We start from the raw sequence: 17,988 nt of genomic DNA on the forward strand, positions 1-17,988 counted from the left end.
CGTCCCGGCACCGGCGCCGGTGCCGGCTATGTCAACTCTGCTGGACGGGTTTCCATGGCATTGCGGGTGGGCAAGGTGATGCAGAACATGGCGCCTCCTGCGGGGCCGTTGCTGGCGACGACGGTGCCGTCCATGGTGTCGATGATCTTGCGGCAGATGGCCAGGCCCAGGCCCGTGCCGCCCGAGCCGTCCTTGGTCTTGCTGGACTGCACGAAGGGCTGGAAGATCTTGTCCAGTTCCTGCGGAGGAATGCCAGGGCCCTGGTCGGAGACGGCAATGCAGATGTCGCCCTGTCCGTCGATGCGGCCCTGCACATCGATGCGTCCGCCGATGGGCGAGAACTTGATGGCATTGGCCAGCACATTGCGCACCACCTGCTGAAAGCGCACGGGGTCGGCCTTGGCGATCAGCGGCGTTTCGTCGAGCTCCAGCCGCAGGTCGATGAGCTTGTGCTGCTGCTGCGGCTCCAGCTCGCGCACCACGGGCCGTATCAGGCTTCTGAGGTCGGTGCGTTCCAGGTGGATGGTTCCCACGGCGCTTTCCAGCTTGGCGACATCCAGCAGGTCGTTGACCAGGGCCAGCATGCGCTGGCCGGCTGCATGGATATCGTTGAACATGTCTGCCATCGCGGCATTGCCGAGAGAGCGCAGGCCGCCCAGCTCGGCAAAGCCCATGATGGACTGCAGCGGGGTGCGCAGCTCGTGGCTCATGTTGGCCACGAATTCCGATTTCACGCGGAAGGCCTCTTCGGCCGCGTCGCGGGCTTCGTGGATGGCATGCTCGGCCGCGCGGAATTCGCTCACGTCCACAAAAATGCTGAGCACGCCGGTGATCCGGCCCTGGGCATCCTTGACTGCCGCCTTGGAGATCTGCACGTCGCGGTAGCTGCCGTCCACATGGGGCAGCCGGGCCTCCAGCACCATGGGCTGGCCTGAACGCATCACATCCTCATTGCCGTGCATCTGCAGCAGGTCATGGTCGCCAGAGTGCAGGCCCTCGACCTCATGGCCAAGCACGGCGTAGCGGCACCTACCAAAGAAGTCTTCCCAGGCCTTGTTCACCAGGGCCACGCGCTGGCCCGCGTTCGTGACCAGCATGGGCAGGGGCGTGGTCTCGAACAGCAGGTGCTGGAAGGCCAGCTGGGTCTGCAGCTCCTGCTGGGCCTTCCAGCGGGCGGTCACGTCCACGGCGCTGCCGGCAAAGCCCACCAGCCGGCCCTCGCGCAGCAGGGGAACCACGGCGATGTCGCAGAGTATTTCCCTTTCGTCGGGAAGTCGAAAGCGCGCCTGGCAGTTGCGCAGGACCAGCTTGGCCTGGGGGTCGAGCAGTGCCTGGATCTGGGGCCTGCAGGCTTCATGCACGATGCCCTCCAGCGGCTGCCCTACCGCCTCGGCGCTGGGCTGCGCGGTCCACTGCTCCCAGCGGGCGTTCACGAAGGTCAGCCGGCCGTGGCTGTCAGTGCGGAAGATCAGCTCCTGCACGCTGCGCATGAGCACGGCCATTTCATGCTCGCTGCGGGCTATGCGCGCCTGGGCCTTTTCCATGGCCTGCTGTGCCGACTTCTGCACCCTGCGGGTCTTGAGCACCGACGCGCTCAGGCCCAACACAAGGGCAAGAAGTGCAAGTCCGGCCCCAAAGAAGGCGAAGGCATCGTCACGCCAGCGCGCGATCGCCGCCGCGTAGGGCTCCTCCACCACCAGCAGCAGGGGCCAGTTGCGGACCGTGCGAAAGGACACGATCTCATGGGGGCCTAGCAGGCCGGCGCCAATGTAGGAGCCGAATTCGCTGCCTGGCAGCCATTTCTGGAAGATGGGGGTCTTGCGTGCAGAGGCCGTTTGTACGCCCCCGCCTGCGTTCGTGCTGGCCAGCGGTTGGCCGTCGTAGCTCAGCAGCACCGCCTCGTAGCTGAGGGTTTCCAGCGTGGCCTGGTAGAAGTTGGCCACGGCATCGGGATTGATCAGGCCCACCAGCAAGGCGGGTGCGCCGCTGTCGTTTTCGAAGGCCAGGATCTGGGGCAGGTAGTGGACGCCCCGCGGAATTGCATGCGGGGCCAATGTCAGGGAAGAGAGGCTGCGGCCGCTGACAAGGCGTCCCAGTTGTACCTTGCCCAGGACCGGAGCCGATGCGTTGTCCGGCAGCAACTGCTGCACCTCGATCTGCAGGCCGGCTTCGCCCGCCTGCGTGCTCGCCAGGATGTGGCCCTGGCCATCGAGCAGCGCCATGCTGCGCAGAACCGGCAGTTGGGCGACCACTTGCGCCATGGCCGCCTCGCGCGCGGCGCGCGGGCTGTCGGCGGACAGGATGACCGGATTGTGGGCCAGGCTCGCCAGGGCGACATCGCCGGTCTCGAAGGTCTTGCCGGTCTGATCTTCCAGTACACGGCTGAGCAATGCGGCCTGGGATCTGCTTTGCTCGGCCTGGGTGTGCAGTTGGCCCCAGATGAAGAGCACAAGCCCCGCCAGCACGCACAGCGCAAAGCTCAGGATCAAGGCTTTGATGTGGGCGCTGCGCCTGGCCCCCAGGAAGCGATGCATGGCGGCTCTGTGCGGCATGGTGATGGGCTCCTGCGCAAGGAGGGTCAGGGGGCAACGATCGCGGTCAGGCCGTTGTTGCGGGCCGCCCGGGCCAGGCGGCCGTCGCGCCGGATGTCGGAGACGAACTGGTCCAGGCGAGCGAGCCACCGGGTGTCGGCCGGACTGGTCGCGTAGCCGTAGGGAAGCACATGGAACGGCTTGGGCGGCGCGATCAGCCGGGCCCAGTCGGAGCTGTCGAGCAGCCTGCGGCTGTAGGGGTAGTCGGTCATGAACACGTCCACGCGCCCCGCCATGAGTTCTTTTTCCCGGCTCTGGGGTGGCTCGATGGGCACGAGGCGCGCATGCCTGAGCGTCTCGCGCATCACAGGCTCCATGAAGGTGCCGCGCTGCACGGCGACCTGCACGCCAGGCTGGTCGATGTCCGCCCAGGATTGCACGGTCTGATTGCTCTTGGTGGTCACACCGTAGATGTCGCTGCTCAGATACGGCCGCGTGAAGCGCTGCTGCTTTTGGCGCTGGGCAAGAATGCCCACGGCGAACATGGCGACATCGCAGCGCGACTCCAGCAGGTCAGGTATCAGCCTGGGAAAGGAGGAGTCCACATACTGCACCCGCACGCCCAGGTCCTTGGCCAGCTCCACCGAGAGCTCCGCATCGATGCCCGTCAGCCTGCCTGTGCGCGCGTCACGGAACGTGATGCCGTAGTAGTCTGGCCATATGCATACGCGCAGGGCATCCGTGGCAGCAATCCGGTCCAGCACCTCGCCTGCCTCGGCGCAACCGGACCATTGCACAAGACACAGCAGCAATCCGGCAGCGGCTGCCAGATGGGCCAGCACGCGCCGTTGAGGCGGTGCGCCGAAACAGGTCGATGATGGGCGCATGGCGGGCTTTCAGGGTGTGTCGATCAGTTCGGTGAAGGACGGAGCCTGCCGGGTCAGCGCCAGGCGCAGCGCATCGAGCTCTTCGATGTTGTCCATGAAAGCGTCGACGATTCCGGGATCCAGGGCCTTGCCCCGTTCCGCCGCGATCATCTCCAGGGCCTGCTCCAGCCCGAACGCCGGCCGGTACACCCGGTCCATGGTGAGCGCGTCGAAGATATCGACGATGGACGTGATACGAGCCGACAGCGGGATTTCTTCGCCTGCCAATCCCTGCGGGTAGCCCTTGCCGTCGAAGCGTTCATGGTGGCTTGCGGCGATCTCGGCGGCCATCTGGAACACGGGGATGCGTGACTGGCCCAGCAGGCGTGCGCCGATCTCGGCATGCCGGTTCATGACGAGGCGCTCTTCGGGTCCCAGCGGGCCCTCCTTCTTGAGGATGGTGTCCGGAATGCCGACCTTGCCTATGTCATGCATCGGGGCCGCCTTGCGCAGCAGGCTGGCGAATTCGATGCGGCAGCCCAGGCGCAGGGCCAGGGCCTCCGACAGGTAGCCGATGCGGACGATGTGCGAGCCAGTATCGTCATCCTTGAGCTCTGCGGCCATGGCCAGGCGCAGCAGGGTCTCGTGGTGGGCACGTGTCACTTCCTTGAGAAGATCGTTGCGCTCGCGGTACATGCGGCCGAAGTCCTGGATGAGCAGCTCCATCTGCTCCACGGCTGCAGGATCGAAACGTCGCGATGGCTCCCTCGGGGTGCCGGTCTGGTACTGGGCCATCAGTCGATCCTCTGCAGGCTTTCGATCGTCTCCAGCAGCTTCAATGTGCTGAAGGGCTTGACCAGGTATTCGTCGGCTCCGGCGAGGATGCCCGCCTTGCGGTCTTCGGCGCTGCCCCGGGCCGTCAGCAGGATGACCAGCGTATGCAGCAGCTCGTAGGAGCTCTTGATGCGGCTGCAAACCTCCAGGCCATTGATGGTGCCCGGCATCATGATGTCGAGCAGGACGATGTCGGGCCTGAGCCTCTGGGCCATCGTCCAGGCTTCATCGCCGTCACAAGCCTCTACGACTTCGAAGTCACGGAGTTCCAGCGTCATGCGCAGCAGCTTGCGGATGTCTGCATGGTCTTCGACGATGAGTATTTTTTGCATGGGGAGATCTTTCATGCCGAAACGGAAATTTGATCCGACATGTGAATCATAAATATCAATTTCATCAAATTTTATTGAAATTTTCTATCAGATCCACGCCGGGCAAGGTGCTCCGGTGGGCGCGACCCATGCACGATCGCGACAAGTCGCAGGCAGGCAAAACGCTTGGGGGGCAGAAGGCGCAACTGAGCCGCCAGCCGGGCAGGTGGCAGCCCTGAGGCAGGTTCGTCGCAGACCTGCCGCTGCGCCTGTGCGCAGGGCCCGTTCCTAGGCCTCGTCCTTCCACAGTGCATCGAGATCGGTGAAGCCCCATTTCGCAGGGTCTTCCCGGCTGACGATCTTCTCCGTGCACCCAGGCCGGGCCAGGTCAACGGTCTCCGGTGCCATCCGCATGCCGCTGGCCGTGGAATAGAACACCTTGACCTGCGGACAGGTCAGGGACTGGCGGCCCGGGTCGATGACCACACCCAGCCTGCCCGTGGTCAGCCGCACCAGGGAGCCCACCGGATAGATGCCTATGCTTTTGACGAAGGCCTGGAAAACGGTCTTGTCGAAGTGGCCGGCACTCCATTCGGCCATCTTGTGCACCGCCTCCGCAGGATCCCAGCCGCGCTTGTAGGGGCGGTCCGAGGTGATGGCGTCGTAGACATCGCAAACCGCGCCCATCTTCGCGAACAGGCTGATGTCCTCGCCGCGCAGCCTGTGGGGGTAGCCCGTGCCATCCACCTTCTCGTGGTGGTGAAGGCAGACGTCCAGCACGACCGGGTCATCGACGCCACCGGCCTTGAGCAACTCCAGGCCTCGCGCCGGATGCTCACGCATCTCGATGAACTCCTGGTCCGTCAGGCGCCCCGGCTTGTTCAGGATGGCGGTGGCGACAGCCATCTTTCCGATATCGTGCAGCAGGCCCGCATAGCCCGCCTCGCGCACCTGCTGCGGTGGCAGGTCGAGTTGGCGTGCCAGCACGATCATCAAGGCGCAGACCGCCACCGAGTGCATGTAGGTGTAGTCGTCGCTGGTCTTGAGCCTGGCGATGCTGACCATGGCGCTCGGATTGCGGATGATCGAATCGGACACCTCGGCGACCACGGAGCGGGCCTCGTCCTGGTTGATCTCCCTGCCCATGCGCACCTCGCGGAACATGGCGGTGATCGCCTGCCTGGACTGGTGGCAGATGCGGGCGGCCCGCTTCACCTCCTCCTCGAAGGCAACGGGCCGCAGCTCGCACTCCAACTCGGCCAGCTGCGAGATCTCGGACAGTTGGGCGTCGATCACGGTGTCCACCTGCTCGCGGGTGAAAGACGGCCCGCCTTGCGCAACATCCAGGCCCTTGGCGGTATCGATCCACACTTCCTGGATGGGGGACTGCAGGATCCTCGCCAGGTCGGCAGGGTCTTGCAGCTTGAAGCGGCTGCGCCAGAACGGGTGTTCCATCCAGCTGCCGCAAAAGCATTCAAGAAACATGCCCAGCCGCAACTGGCGCACGCTGATGCGCTTGATCATGAACTCGGACCCCACAACGGCTCACATGTATGCACCATCTTGCCGCCTTTTGCCTGCTTCGGTACGAATCCAGGTCAGAAGGCTGCCCATTCCTCATCCTTGACCTGCGGCTGCGCACGGGCAGGCGACAGGCGTGGCGGCCTGGAGGGCTGCGCTTGCCTGGGGGCCATGGCCTGGGCGGTCGCGGCGCGCGGCCCGCCAGGCTGGCTTGCGCCATGCTCGGGATGCATCTTGAAGGTGGAGACGATCTGCGCCAGGGCGGCGGCCTGCTGCTCCAGGCTGCCTGCAGCGGCCGAGCTTTGCTCGACCAGCGCCGCATTCTGCTGCGTCATCTGGTCGAGCTGGCTCACCGCCTCGCCGACCTGACGGATGCCCACCGCCTGCTCGGCCGATGCGCTGGAGATCTCGCTGATCATGGTGTCCACGCTGCGCACCTGCTCCACGATGCGGCCCATCTGCTCGCCGGCCCGGGTGGCCACCTCGGTGCCCTGCTCGACCTTTTGCAGGTTGGCGCCGATCAGCTCCTTGATCTCCTTGGCCGCCGTGCCCGAGCGCTGGGCCAGCGCGCGCACCTCGCTGGCGACCACCGCGAAGCCCCGGCCCTGCTCGCCGGCCCGCGCGGCCTCCACGGCTGCGTTGAGCGCCAGGATATTGGTCTGGAAGGCAATGGCGTCGATGACGTTCGTGATCTCGGCAATCTTGCGCGAGGCCTCCGAGATGTCCTGCATGGTATGCACCACCAGGGCCACGGACTTGCCCCCCTCGACAGCGGAGGCCGAGGCGGCCGAGGCCACCTTGTTGGCCTGCTGGGCCGTGTCTGCATTCGTGCGCACCGTGGCTGTGAGTTCCTCCATCGAGGCAGCCGTCTCCTCAAGGTTGCTGGCCTGCTGCTCGGTGCGCTGGCTCAGGTCCAGGCTGCCAGAGGCGATCTCGCTCGATCCCGTGGCAATGGAGTCGCTGCTCTGGCGTACACGGCCCATGATTTCACGCAGCTTGTCGTTCATGCTGCTCATGGCGGAGAGCAACTGGGCTGGCTCGTCCCTGCCCTGCACCACGATGTTGGCCGTGAGGTCGCCGTGCGCCACGGTGTCCACCACCGAGACCGCCATGCGCAGGGGCTCGGTGATCGAGCGCGTGATCGCCCAGGCCAGCACGGCGCCCAAGACCACGGCCAGGGCGGCCAGGCCGCCGAGCAGGTACAGCGCCAGGTGGTAGTCCTTCTCGGCCTGCTCGGTGGCCTTGCGTCCGCCTTCCTGGTTCAGCGCGATGTCCTGGCCGACGACGTCCATGAGTTGGGCGAATGCCTGAGCGGCCGCGCCCGTGGCCATTGCGCGCGCCTGGGCTGCCTGCTCGGGCCCCCCACTGGACAGCTCCACCATCTTGCGGTCAGCGGCGCGGGCCGCGTTCCACAGCACCAGCATCCTGTCATACAGCTGCCGCTCCTCAGGCGAGGACACCAGCTTTTCATAGACGGCCAGCTCCGACTCCAGGGTTTTTTGGGCCTGCAGCAGCAGGTCCTCCTGGGCGCGCTTCCTTTGCGCGTCCACCTCGATCACGTGGCGCAGCCCCGCGCGGCGTGCCGCGTTGGCCGTGGCCCGGATCGAGGCCAGCACATTGGTGGAAGGCAGCCAGTTGGTGCCCAGGTCGTTGGCATTGAACTGGACCCGGGCGATCTGCAGGGAGCCGATGGCCGCCACCGTGCTGAGCAGCAGCAGGAGCAGGGTGAAGGCAACGATGAGCCGTGTGCGGATGGACAGAAGGCGGAGGAACATGGTGGGGGCTCCCGGGATGCGGTTGGTAATTTTGATCAATATGATTTATTTGATAATTTACCAAGCTTGCGCCCATCTTGAGTGATTGAATTTATCAATTCAGTTTCTCTGGGCCATTGCTCCGGGATGCGCTGCGCCCGAGCCATCACCCAGTCCTCTACCTCTCTGGATAAGCGGTCGCCACAGTGCAGCAGCGCTTGGTGACGCGTTCCGGCTGGCTCGCGCGGCGAGGCATCAAGCCCACCAAAAATGTAACAACCGGTTGTGCTGTTCTTTGCTCTCTGTTAAATTTTTATCAAATTCATCAAATAAATTTGATTGGAGTGATAAAGATGCCGCATGCACTGAAGACCGACACCACCAAGCAATGGCTCTCCTTCCGTGTGGACGATGAGGAGTTCGGCATCGACCTGCTGCAAGTGCAGGAGATCCGGTCCTACGAGTCGCCCATGCGCATTGCCAACGGCCCTGCCTACTTCAACGGCGTGCTGGAACTGCGCGGAGAGGTCATTCCCGTCATCGATCTGCGGCTCAGGCTGGGGCTTGCGCCCAAGCCGTACGACGCCTGCACCGTGACCATCATGCTGCGCCTGCCTGGCGGAGTGACGGGCATGGTGGTGGAGGGGGTCACCGACGTGGTGACGCTCATGCCGCAGGACCTGCGCGCCGTGCCCGCCATGGGCGGGGGCCTGGTCAATGACTGCCTGCTGGCCATGGGCGTGCTCGAGAAGCGTTCGCTGCTGCTCATCGATGCCGACAAGCTCCTGGCGACGGCCACGGCAGCCCTGCCGGACTGCGCTGCGAGCTGAGCAATGTGCTCCGGCACGCCCCTTTTCCCCGCCCGTACACCGCAATTTGCCCATCCCACTGGAGACGCGTCATGAATCCTCGCTTCTGGACTGTCAAGACCAAACTTTCCGCGGCCTTCACTTGCCTGGCGCTTCTCACCATGGTGGTGTCCCTGCTGGCCCTTCAGGCGTTGAGCGAGGCAAATCTGAATCTTGTCCGCTTTGTCGAAGGCATCAACGCCCGTGCACACTTGGCAGAGAGGGTTCGCACAGCCGTGGACCGCCGGGCGATCGCGGCGCGCAACCTGGTGCTGGTGACCTCGCCTGCAGACCTGGCGGCGGAGAAGGATGCCGTGACCTCCGCGCACACCGACGTCAACACCTCGCTGGCCGAACTCCAGGCCAAAATGGCTTCGAAGGATGTTGCGGCCGATGCACGCGATCTGGTTGCCAAAATTGCGGGCGTGGAGCAACGGTATGGACCGGTCGCTACCGACATCGTGTCCCTGGCTCTGCAAAACCAGAAGGAGGCAGCGATCCGCAAGATGAACGAAGAGTGCCGGCCCTTGTTGGCGCAGCTGATCGAGGCCACCCGCCAGTACAGTGAACTGACCCGCCTGCGTTCACAGCAGATGATCGAGGAGGCCGCGCAGGCCTACGCGCACCGCAGAAACATACTGATCGCCGCCAGCGTCATGGCCTTTGTCCTGGCTGTGCTGATGGGGCAACTGATAGCACGCGGCCTGACGCGTGCCCTGGGTGCGGAGCCGGCACAACTGGGCGACGTCGCGCAACAGATTGCCCAGGGCAATCTCAGCCCTGAATTGCTTCGCCACCAAGCCCCTGAAGGCAGCGTCCAGGCATCGCTCAATGCCATGCTCAAGAGTCTGGTCTCTGTCGTCCATGAAGTTCGCAACAATGCCGACGGGGTCGCCGGCGGCAGCACGGAAATCGCCAATGGCAATGCCGACTTGAGCCAGCGCACCGAACAGCAGGCCAGTGCCTTGCAGGAGACCGCAGCGTCGATGGAGCAGCTGTCGACCACCGTCAAGCAAAACGCGGACAACGCCAGGCAGGTCAATCAACTCGCCTTGGGAGCAAGCCAGGTGGCCACCAAGGGCGGCGGCTCCGTGCAGGAGGTCGTCAATGCGATGCAGGACATCAGCGAAAGCTCGCGCCAGATCGGCGAAATCGTGGGCGTGATCGACGGCATCGCGTTCCAGACCAACATCCTGGCGCTCAACGCCGCGGTCGAGGCGGCCCGCGCGGGCGAGCAGGGAAAAGGCTTTGCCGTGGTGGCCGGTGAGGTGCGCAACCTGGCGCAGCGCAGCGCGCAGGCAGCCCGGGAAATCAAGCAGCTCATCGCCACCAGCGCCACTCGCGTCAAACAGGGTACCGAGCTGGCTGACCAAGCCGGAGCCACCATGGCGGAAGTGCTGCATTCCATCCAGCGCGTGACAGATCTCATGGGTGAGATCAGCAGTGCCAGTGATGAGCAAAGCGCGGGGGTAGCGCAGGTCGGCAAGGCCGTCAGCCAGATGGACCAGGTAACGCAGCAAAATGCGGCGCTGGTGGAGGAAAGTGCGGCGGCAGCGGCCAGCCTCAGAACGCAGGCACAGCAGCTGGTGCAGGCCGTGTCGATCTTCCAGCTGGGAGGCCATGCGGCGCAGCTTTCCTCAACCCCGCCGCTCCCGCAACCGACGGTGCGGGCGCGCAAGCCGGCACCCGCGACAGCGGCACTCCCCGCACGCCAGGCTGCCCGGCCCGTGCTGCGCCCCGTGAGCCCGGTGAGCCCTGCGCACAAGCAGGCGCAAGCGCAGGAGCAGGACGACTGGGTGTCGTTCTGATCAACGGCCCCTTGCGAGCGCCGGGGTGCGCGGCCGCCGCCATGCCGGGTCTGCCAGGGGCCGCAGGGCCCAAGTCCAGGGCCCGTGCAAGTTCTGATATTTTCAGCGCTGTTCCTGCGCAGGCAGCCCCCGGTTATCGATACTCCATGGCCATGATTGCAAACCTTATTCCGTTGAACCCCACGCACCTGGATGCCGCCATCGTCGATCTCGACGGCACCATGGTCAACACCCTGGGCGACTTCGCCGAAGCCCTCAACCGCATGCTGGCGGACCTGCAACTGCCGGCCATCGCCCCGCAGGCCATAGAGAACATGGTGGGCAAGGGCTCGGAGCACCTGATCCGATCGGTGCTGGCCCATGTGGGCGCGGCCGACGTGGACGCCGCCTATGACCAGGCCTGGACACGCTACGAACACCATTACCTGCAGCTCAACGGCCAGTTCGCCGATGTCTACCCGGGCGTGCTCGAAGGCCTGCAGGCATTGCGCGCACGCGGCCTGCGCCTGGCCTGCCTGACCAACAAGCCGCTGTCCTTCGCGCAGCCGCTGCTGGAGCAAAAAGGCCTGGCGCCGCTGTTCGAGCAGGTCTTCGGCGGGGACTCCTTCGAGCGCAAGAAGCCCGACCCTCTGCCCCTGCTCAAGACCTGCGAGGCCCTGGGCACCTCCCCCGCGCGCACGCTGATGCTGGGTGACTCCAGCAACGACGCCCAGGCCGCGCGCGCCGCGGGCTGCCCCGTGGTGCTGGTCAGCTACGGCTATAACCACGGCCAGCCCGTGCGCCAGGTCGATGCCGACGGCTTTGTCGATGCGCTGACCGAGCTGGCCTGACCTGCTGGGGCTTGGTGTCGGTGTTGTTGAGAGAAGAATGAGGTTTGGTGATGGTTAACGCACTTTGACGGTGCGATTTATGTTTTTGCTAGAGTCGTCTGCTTTGCCATCCTGGCCGTAATCCGGCCACAGACAAGGAGGAAGCACGCGACATGCACGGACTGCACCTGACCGCCGATCTCTACCAATGCCAGGGCGACGCGCGCCACATGCTCGACGCCGACGCCATCGCCGCCCTGTGCCGCGCACAGACCGCGCAGGCCGGCCTGACCCTGGTGGAGGACCGCTGGGTCAAGTTCCCGGACTACCAGGGCCAGCCCGGCGGCGTCACCGGCACCGTGCTGCTGGCCGAATCGCATCTGGCCATACACACCTGGCCCGAGACCGGGTGCGTCACCGTCGATGTCTACGTCTGCAATTTCTCCGCCGACAACTCGGGCAAGGCCCGCGCGCTGATGGAGGGCGTGATCGCCGCCTACGCGCCGGGCCGCGTCGTGCGCCAGCAGCTCATGCGCGGCGACATCGGCCCCGGCGCCAAGGACGAGGCGGCGGCCGATGAGGGCGATTGGGCGCTGGAGGCGCTCACGCCCCATGCGCGCTTTGGCTGGCGCGCCACGCGGCGCGAAACCGTGCAGACGCCCCATCAGGAACTGGAGCTGCTGCACACGCCGCAGTTCGGCAAGGTGCTGCGCCTGGACGGGCGCTTCATGACCTCCGAAGGCGAGGAATTCTTCTACCACGAGGCCCTGGTCCACCCCGCGGCCCTGGCCCACCCGGCGCCGCGCAAGGCGCTGATCCTGGGCGGCGGCGACGGCGGCGCGGCCGAGGAGCTGCTCAAGCACCCGTCCATGGAGCAGGTGGTGGTGGCCGAGCTGGACGAGGCCGTGGTCCAGGCCGCACGCACGCACCTGCAGCAGGTGCACCGCGGCGTGTTCGATGACCCGCGCCTGCAGCTGCGCATAGGCGACGGCATGGCCATGGTGGAGCACACCGAAGAGCGTTTCGACCTCGCGCTCATGGACCTCACCGACCCCGACACGCCTGCCAGCGCGCTGTACTCCGACCAGGCCCTGGCGCGCATGAAGCGCGTGCTGGCGCCGGGCGGCGCCCTGGTGCTGCACCTGGGCAGCCCCGTCTTCCATGGCGGGCAGGTCGCGCGGCTGGTGGCCAGCCTGCGCGAGCGCTTTGCCATCGTGCGCTGCTACGGCCTCTACATCCCCCTGTACGGCGCCTACTGGGGCCTGGCCGTGGCCTCCGACACGCTGGACGCGGCGGCGCTGCCCCCCGCCCAGCTGCGCCAGCGCCTGGCCGAGCGCCGCCTGCCCGACCTGCGCTACTACAACGCCGAAGTGCACCCCGCACTGTTCGCGCTGCCCAACTATTACCGCGACCTGGTGCAGCCCGCGCCCCTGGCGGCGCTGCCCCCGCGCGCGGTCCGCGTCGCCTGAGCCTGGCCCGTTCTGGCAACGGGCCGAGCCCGGCCCGCTGCGGGGGCAACTGCGCGCCCGGCAGGGCAAATTTGACACAGTGCTGCAATCTGGTGGCAAGTCTGCTGTAATGAAAAACGGCGGGAAGGCCCGTGCGCCCGCCATTTTTCCGGCTTCCTGGTAAGTATTCCGGGATATTGCGTGCTTGCAAAAACCATATCAACAGATAAAGCGCCAGACGCCCTGTATCAAAATGACTGCTTCCCTTTCAAAAACAAGAATATCCGCGTCCAAATACCATGATGATTCCTTGCTGCGGCTTTGGAATTGGGCTTTGTTGGCGGGACTGGTATTGAGCTTTCCCCTGAGCTTTGTATTGCCGCAAAGCCTGAGCTGGGAAAATGGATTCCTGGAGAATATCCAGGCCGTGACCCTGCTGCTGGGCATGGTGGCGGCCCTGGTTGCGGCGCGGCGGCAAAAGGGCTCCTTTGCAGCGCCACTGTGGTGGATCGCCTCCCTGTTCTGGCTGGCCTTTCTGGGGCGTGAACTGGCCTGGGGCGCGGCTTTCCTGCCCAGCCTGGAGGCTGGCAGGTGGGGGCCGGTGATCAGCTCCCAGGTGCTGTGGTACCGGCCCGCCGTCAAATGGGTGGTGGGTGCCATGCTGCTGCTGTGCTGCTATTGGTTTGTGCGCCACGGTGTCTGGAAAAAGGTCATCAAGCGCCTGGTGCGCGAGAATGCGCTGCCGATATTCAGTCTGGCGATATTTGTCGCGGCCATGGTGATATCCACCAATGCGGAAGGTCATGGTTTCATTGTCCTGCAGCAATGGTTTGATTATCAGGTGATCGTGCTGGAGGAGCTGGTGGAGACCTTTGGCTATATGGCACTGTGGCTGGCACAGTGGGCGCTGGTCAGGTATGTTGCTGGCTGGCGGGAAGATATTTGAGCCAATATTGATCAAACCGGCCGTCTGCATATTCCCGGTGTAATGGGGCAGATTCAGGGGCCGGTAAGTCGCCAGTAAGACGCAATCGGGGAGCATGGCCGTTTTCCCCGAAGGTTTGCTGCTCTCGCGGCGGACCGACGGAGCCTGAAACGACAGAACGTGCCATCGCAATGCAAGCCTCCATCTACCAGGACGTGATAGGTATCCAGGCGGCGGGCCAGGCGTATTCCCTGGGTTCGCGCTTCCAAGAATGCAGCCAGCACCGTGCAGTGCGGCTGGAGACGATCTTCGAGCTGCTCATCCTCAAGTTCCGCGAGGACCTGCTGCAGGCGCTGGCCGAGGAGCCGCCAGGCCCTGCGCGCCACCTGCGCGCCTACGTGCGCTGCGTCTGCGAGCATGCCCTGTCCCGCCAGCGCGGCCAGAAGACGGCCGCACAGTTGCTGACCCGCGCAAGATTCCAGAACATATGGTTTGATTTCGTGGACGCGGCCTGCGCCGACGATCTGGTGTCCGAGGACATTGCCCTGCAATGCCGCGCCATGGTCGAGGACCTGTGGGTCATCCATGTGCTGGTCGAGCCCATGGCGCCGCAGCGCATCACCGGGATCAGGGAGCATTTGCTGTCCCTGTGCGGCAACGACGGAAACCATGAATCGCATCGCATTAATTGAGGACCATGCCAGGCTGGCCACGCTGGTCAGCCGCTCGCTGGCCAACTCCGGCATAGAGACCGATGTCTTCCACCAGATCTCCACGGCCTGGCTGGCCCTGCAGGACATCGACTACGGCGTCATCGTCATCGACCGCGGCCTGCCCGATGGCGACGGCCTGCAACTGGTGCAGCGCCTGCGCGCCGCAGGCCGCTCCACGCCCTGCCTGATGCTCACGGCCCGTGACGCGCTCAGCGACCGCGTGGGCGGCCTGGAGGCCGGTGCCGACGACTACCTGACCAAGCCCTTTCCCATGGAAGAACTGATTGCCCGCGTGCGCGCCCTGCTGCGCCGCCCGGCCCTGGTGCAGGAGCTGGCGCCGCAACTGGGCGACATCAGCATCAGCCCGCAGCAGGCGTGCATGCACTGCGCGGGCTCGGCCATCGCGCTGCCGCCGGCGGAGCTGCAGATCATGCTCAGCCTGGTGCGCAAGGCCGGCGCCACGGTGCGCCGCTCCACGCTGGAGGCGGCGGCCTGGGGCATGAGCAGCGTGGTCACGCCCAACGCCCTCGATGTGGCCCTGCACCGGCTGCGCCGCAAGCTGGCCGCGGCCGGCTCGTGCATGGAAATCGTCAACATCCGGGGTCAGGGCTATGCGCTTCGCGAACCTTTGCTGGCCCGGTAGCCTGCGCTCGCGGCTGCTGGCCGTCTATGGGTTGAGCATGGTGTTCAGCGCGCTGCTGGTCGGCGCGCTGGTGATTCTTGTCGCCAAGCCCTTCGACAGCTACGCGCTGCAGCGCGGCATGGGGCATGCGGCCGAGAAGCTGGCCGAGTGGGTGAGCTTCGATGCCAAGGGCGTGCCCCAGGGGTTCAGCGAGCGTGAACTCAAGGCCTGGATGCTGACCAGCCTGGGCGAGGAAATGCAGCTGCGCATCACCGACGCCCGCGGCCGCGTGGTCTTCGCCCCCAACGGCGAAATGCAGCCGCTGACGCAGACCGGCCAGGGCTTCGACCCCGAGCTCAAGGCCTTTGCCTATGAGCGCGGCGGCGTGGTCATGCGCGCGGGCACGGCCACGCTGGTCCACGACGGCACGACGTGGCACGTGCAGATAGCCGTCAGCGACCGCATGGTGGACTGGTTGCGCGAATCGGTGGGCCTGCCCGCGCTGTGGCGCGGCATGGTGGCCATCGGCGTGGTCTTCCTGGTGGTGTTCCTGTTCTCCACGCACCGCACGCTGCAGCGCATGCTCAGGCCGCTGGGCGTGGCCGCGCAGGATGCCCAGCGCATCACCCCGCAGACCCTGGGCACGCGCCTGCAGCCCAAGGATCTGCCGCGCGAGTTCGCGCCCCTGGTCGAGGCCTTCAACCACGTGCTGGACCGGCTGCAGGCCGGCTTCAGGAACCAGCAGGAATTCCTGTCCATGGCCGCGCATGAGCTCAAGACGCCTCTGGCCCTGATGCGCGTGCAGATCGAGCTGGAGCCCGAGGACCGGCGCAGCCCCGAGCTGCTCAAGGACGTGGACCACATGGCCCGCCAGGTCCAGCAGCTGCTGCACCTGGCCGAGGTCTGCGAGCACCAGCGCTACCGCATGGAAGACATTGCGCCGGCCGACATCATTGGCGAGGTCTGCGACTTCATGGCCCGCGCCTCCGAAAAATGCGGCGTGCACATCCACTGCGAAGTCAAGGACGGCTCGCCTGCCTGGCGTGCCGACCGGGGCGCGCTGTTCGTGCTGCTCAAGAACCTGATCGAGAACGCCGTGCAGCACAGCCCGCAGGGCGCCACCGTCACCGTGAAGGCCTGCGGCCTGGGCTTTTCGGTGCTGGACCAGGGCCGTGGCGTGCCGCCCGAGGACCTGCCGCGCATCTTCGAGCGCTTTTGGCGCAGCAGCGAGCGGCGCGACCTGGGCGCAGGCCTGGGCCTGCCCATCTGCCTGGAGATTGCGCGCGCCCATGGCTGGACGCTCACGGCCCTGCCCGGTGCCACGGGGCTGGAGATCCAGGCACGCTTTGCCGGGCCGGTGCAGGAGCCCGCGCAGCCGTTCAACCGCCCAGCAATGCCTTCTTGAGCTGATCGTCGGCCGGGTGAGGGCCCAGCCAGATGCCCAGCAGCGCCTGGAAGAACTCGGGCTCCTGGAAGGGCGCGCCCTGGGCCTGGCCCTTGACGAAGACCTGGGCACCCTGGCCCGGCACCCAGTCCACCGAGAAGTTCTCGCCCGGCAGCAGCTTCTTGTGCTGCGTGAAGATGTCGCTCATGCGCAGCACGCCGGGCACCAGGCGCGAGAAGCGGGCGCGCTCCATGTTGTCCTCGATGCCGCGCGCGAACAGCTTGCCCAGCTCGGTCGAATCGATCTCGCGCAGCATGGTCACGCTCACGCGCTTGGGGCCGGGCAGGGCCGCGATCTCCTGCAGGCTGGCGGCCGGCTTTTCCAGGTACAGGCCCGCCGTGTAGACCTTGAAGATGGCCTTGTAGCGAATGCCCGCGCCATTGAGCTGCAGCGTCTGGCCGCCCACCCCCGCCTGGGCGGGATAGGCCACGCCCGCGACGGTGCGCGGCGGCTCCTGGGCAGTGGCGGCCAGCGGCATCGCCAGCGCCATGGCCAGGGCGGCTGTCTTCATCCAGCGGGGCAAGGCGGTCATGGTGTCTCCTGCGCGGGGCCTGTGGCCCGGTTGCGGTTTGTTACGTCCGGGCGACATGTTGTGGGGATCGGGTGGGGGTGGCAACAGGGTTTTCGCGGGCCGATGGAGGGTGGCTATCATCCTGCTCGGTCCGCTGTTCTTGTCGTGGGTGTATGCCCACGGCTCTGCGGTTATGGACGGGATGGGGCTATCCGCGAGGGCGTCCGCACGGCTTTGCACGTGTTCTTAACATCCCGTCCACCTTGTCTGTGCGTTGCACCGCTGGTTCTCTTTGCAAGCCCCTGTCGGGGCGTTTCTTTTCGAGGCCGGGTTTCGGCCCGGCGGCCGACTCACTTTCTTGTCTCGCTACAAGAAAGTGAGCAAAGAAAAGCGCCCGAATGTCCGCGACCCCTTCGCTGCGCTGCGGGGCAACCTGCGCCGTGGCGGTTGCGGGGTTCGCCGTGAAACTCACTTCGCGCTGCGCGCTACGTTCAAACAATCACGGCGAGTCAGATGACGAAGCAGTCCTGTCCTTCGGCAGGACTGCAACCCCGCAACCACCACGGCGCAGGCGCTGACATACGGGGAGTGGGGGCGGGCCTTCGCTGTGCTCGGCCTGGGGCTTCGGGGCATTTGCCGTCTTGAAAGCCTCTATCATTGCGGCGGCCCCCTGTTCAGGGGCTGGTGCGTAAGAACACTTGACTGTTGAGCGGTGCGGCCTCGCCGTTAAGGAGGCCTTGTCACGTCTGAATTGTCGGATCGTGGGTGCATGCCCACGTCCCTGCGGTTACGGGCGGGATGGGGCTACCCGCAAGGGCGTCCGCACGGCTCAGCACGTGTTCTTAACATCCCGTCCACCTGTTTGTGCGTAAGAACACAGACGGGTGGTTCCCGTCTCGCTGAGGAGTAAATCATGTACGTCATGTACGGCACTTCTTTTTCTGCCTTCCCCTCCACCCATCAAGCGCCCCACGCTGGCGCGTCTGCCGTGGGAGGGGTTGCGCCATGAGTACCGCTTCCACAACCCTGACCCAGCCCACGCC

The 17,988-nt window shown here is 65.6% G+C and carries 15 protein-coding genes and 1 pseudogene; 9 read left to right on the forward strand and 7 right to left on the reverse strand.

The features are described from left to right. Window positions 1–26: 26 nt before the first annotated feature. From DA1_RS25995 to DA1_RS26020, 6 genes are all read right to left on the reverse strand, one after another. Window positions 27–2,552: a sensor histidine kinase gene (locus DA1_RS25995; protein ID WP_034389600.1), complete on the reverse strand. Its 2,526-nt coding sequence runs from the start codon at window positions 2,550–2,552 to the stop codon at window positions 27–29. Between the two features lie 26 nt (window positions 2,553–2,578). Further along, window positions 2,579–3,418, reverse strand: coding sequence for an ABC transporter substrate-binding protein (locus tag DA1_RS26000; protein WP_034389603.1), 840 nt, complete (start codon window positions 3,416–3,418; stop codon window positions 2,579–2,581). Window positions 3,419–3,427: 9 nt separating this feature from the next. After that, the gene (locus tag DA1_RS26005) at window positions 3,428–4,192 is read right to left on the reverse strand and encodes an HD-GYP domain-containing protein (RefSeq protein ID WP_034389605.1); all 765 of its coding nucleotides are present in this window, start codon (window positions 4,190–4,192) and stop codon (window positions 3,428–3,430) included. Further along, window positions 4,192–4,563: a response regulator transcription factor gene (locus DA1_RS26010; protein ID WP_034389607.1), complete on the reverse strand. Its 372-nt coding sequence runs from the start codon at window positions 4,561–4,563 to the stop codon at window positions 4,192–4,194. The genes DA1_RS26005 and DA1_RS26010 overlap by 1 nt, the downstream gene beginning before the upstream one ends. A 267-nt stretch (window positions 4,564–4,830) precedes the next feature. Continuing rightward, entirely contained in the window at window positions 4,831–6,066 is a 1,236-nt protein-coding gene (locus DA1_RS26015) for an HD-GYP domain-containing protein (RefSeq protein ID WP_034389609.1), read from the reverse strand. Window positions 6,067–6,140: 74 nt separating this feature from the next. Then, window positions 6,141–7,838 carry a methyl-accepting chemotaxis protein gene (locus DA1_RS26020; RefSeq protein WP_034389611.1) on the reverse strand — a complete coding sequence of 566 codons (1,698 nt, stop codon included), beginning with the start codon at window positions 7,836–7,838 and terminating at the stop codon, window positions 6,141–6,143. Between the two features lie 332 nt (window positions 7,839–8,170). Here DA1_RS26020 and DA1_RS26025 point away from each other — a divergent pair, with 332 nt between their 5' ends. The 9 genes and pseudogenes from DA1_RS26025 to DA1_RS26060 all read left to right on the forward strand — a co-directional run bounded on the left by DA1_RS26025 (window position 8,171) and on the right by DA1_RS26060 (window position 16,395). Continuing rightward, on the forward strand, window positions 8,171–8,647 hold the full coding sequence (locus DA1_RS26025; RefSeq protein WP_034389613.1) for a chemotaxis protein CheW: 477 nt from the start codon (window positions 8,171–8,173) through the stop codon (window positions 8,645–8,647). A gap of 71 nt (window positions 8,648–8,718) precedes the next feature. Continuing rightward, window positions 8,719–10,473 (forward strand): methyl-accepting chemotaxis protein, encoded by a 1,755-nt coding sequence (locus DA1_RS26030; RefSeq protein WP_034389614.1) that lies wholly within the window; start codon window positions 8,719–8,721, stop codon window positions 10,471–10,473. 152 nt (window positions 10,474–10,625) lie between these two features. Continuing rightward, entirely contained in the window at window positions 10,626–11,303 is a 678-nt protein-coding gene (locus DA1_RS26035) for a phosphoglycolate phosphatase (protein ID WP_034398059.1), read from the forward strand. A gap of 152 nt (window positions 11,304–11,455) precedes the next feature. Then, window positions 11,456–11,806 (forward strand): annotated as a pseudogene (speD, locus tag DA1_RS31610) (adenosylmethionine decarboxylase); the annotation flags it as partial. A gap of 6 nt (window positions 11,807–11,812) precedes the next feature. Continuing rightward, complete coding sequence (gene speE / locus DA1_RS26040; protein ID WP_446717862.1) at window positions 11,813–12,751, forward strand: polyamine aminopropyltransferase; 939 nt, start codon at window positions 11,813–11,815, stop codon at window positions 12,749–12,751. A gap of 232 nt (window positions 12,752–12,983) precedes the next feature. Beyond that, complete coding sequence (locus tag DA1_RS26045) at window positions 12,984–13,676, forward strand: hypothetical protein (RefSeq protein ID WP_034389616.1); 693 nt, start codon at window positions 12,984–12,986, stop codon at window positions 13,674–13,676. Window positions 13,677–13,846: 170 nt separating this feature from the next. Continuing rightward, window positions 13,847–14,347: a hypothetical protein gene (locus DA1_RS26050; protein WP_034389620.1), complete on the forward strand. Its 501-nt coding sequence runs from the start codon at window positions 13,847–13,849 to the stop codon at window positions 14,345–14,347. Continuing rightward, window positions 14,325–15,011, forward strand: coding sequence for a response regulator transcription factor (locus tag DA1_RS26055; protein WP_013804692.1), 687 nt, complete (start codon window positions 14,325–14,327; stop codon window positions 15,009–15,011). The genes DA1_RS26050 and DA1_RS26055 overlap by 23 nt, the downstream gene beginning before the upstream one ends. After that, window positions 14,980–16,395: a sensor histidine kinase gene (locus DA1_RS26060; protein WP_013804691.1), complete on the forward strand. Its 1,416-nt coding sequence runs from the start codon at window positions 14,980–14,982 to the stop codon at window positions 16,393–16,395. Before DA1_RS26055 ends, DA1_RS26060 begins: the two co-directional genes overlap by 32 nt. On the opposite strand, the gene DA1_RS26065 is transcribed toward DA1_RS26060, so the two are convergent. Beyond that, window positions 16,370–16,966, reverse strand: a complete 597-nt coding sequence (locus DA1_RS26065) for a chalcone isomerase family protein (RefSeq protein ID WP_034389622.1) — start codon at window positions 16,964–16,966, stop codon at window positions 16,370–16,372. The two genes, DA1_RS26060 and DA1_RS26065, sit on opposite strands and share 26 nt — an antisense overlap. Window positions 16,967–17,988: the final 1,022 nt, after the last annotated feature.

It is taken from the genome of Delftia acidovorans NBRC 14950 (genome assembly GCF_001598795.1).
Taxonomy (GTDB): Bacteria; Pseudomonadota; Gammaproteobacteria; order Burkholderiales; family Burkholderiaceae_C; genus Comamonas; species Comamonas acidovorans.

Excerpts from the sequence above, each read along its gene's own strand:
- DA1_RS26030 (WP_034389614.1), top strand. The coding sequence starts at position 8,719 with ATGAATCCTCGCTTCTGGACTGTCAAGACCAAACTTTCCGCGGCCTTC.
- DA1_RS26015 (WP_034389609.1), bottom strand. The coding sequence starts at position 6,066 with ATGATCAAGCGCATCAGCGTGCGCCAGTTGCGGCTGGGCATGTTTCTT.
- DA1_RS25995 (WP_034389600.1), bottom strand. The coding sequence starts at position 2,552 with ATGCCGCACAGAGCCGCCATGCATCGCTTCCTGGGGGCCAGGCGCAGC.
- DA1_RS26045 (WP_034389616.1), top strand. The coding sequence starts at position 12,984 with ATGACTGCTTCCCTTTCAAAAACAAGAATATCCGCGTCCAAATACCAT.
- DA1_RS26000 (WP_034389603.1), bottom strand. The coding sequence starts at position 3,418 with ATGCGCCCATCATCGACCTGTTTCGGCGCACCGCCTCAACGGCGCGTG.
- DA1_RS26025 (WP_034389613.1), top strand. The coding sequence starts at position 8,171 with ATGCCGCATGCACTGAAGACCGACACCACCAAGCAATGGCTCTCCTTC.
- DA1_RS26010 (WP_034389607.1), bottom strand. The coding sequence starts at position 4,563 with ATGCAAAAAATACTCATCGTCGAAGACCATGCAGACATCCGCAAGCTG.
- DA1_RS26060 (WP_013804691.1), top strand. The coding sequence starts at position 14,980 with ATGCGCTTCGCGAACCTTTGCTGGCCCGGTAGCCTGCGCTCGCGGCTG.
- DA1_RS26035 (WP_034398059.1), top strand. The coding sequence starts at position 10,626 with ATGATTGCAAACCTTATTCCGTTGAACCCCACGCACCTGGATGCCGCC.
- DA1_RS26050 (WP_034389620.1), top strand. The coding sequence starts at position 13,847 with ATGCAAGCCTCCATCTACCAGGACGTGATAGGTATCCAGGCGGCGGGC.
- DA1_RS26020 (WP_034389611.1), bottom strand. The coding sequence starts at position 7,838 with ATGTTCCTCCGCCTTCTGTCCATCCGCACACGGCTCATCGTTGCCTTC.
- DA1_RS26055 (WP_013804692.1), top strand. The coding sequence starts at position 14,325 with ATGAATCGCATCGCATTAATTGAGGACCATGCCAGGCTGGCCACGCTG.
- DA1_RS26065 (WP_034389622.1), bottom strand. The coding sequence starts at position 16,966 with ATGACCGCCTTGCCCCGCTGGATGAAGACAGCCGCCCTGGCCATGGCG.
- speE (WP_446717862.1), top strand. The coding sequence starts at position 11,813 with ATGCGCGGCGACATCGGCCCCGGCGCCAAGGACGAGGCGGCGGCCGAT.
- DA1_RS26005 (WP_034389605.1), bottom strand. The coding sequence starts at position 4,192 with ATGGCCCAGTACCAGACCGGCACCCCGAGGGAGCCATCGCGACGTTTC.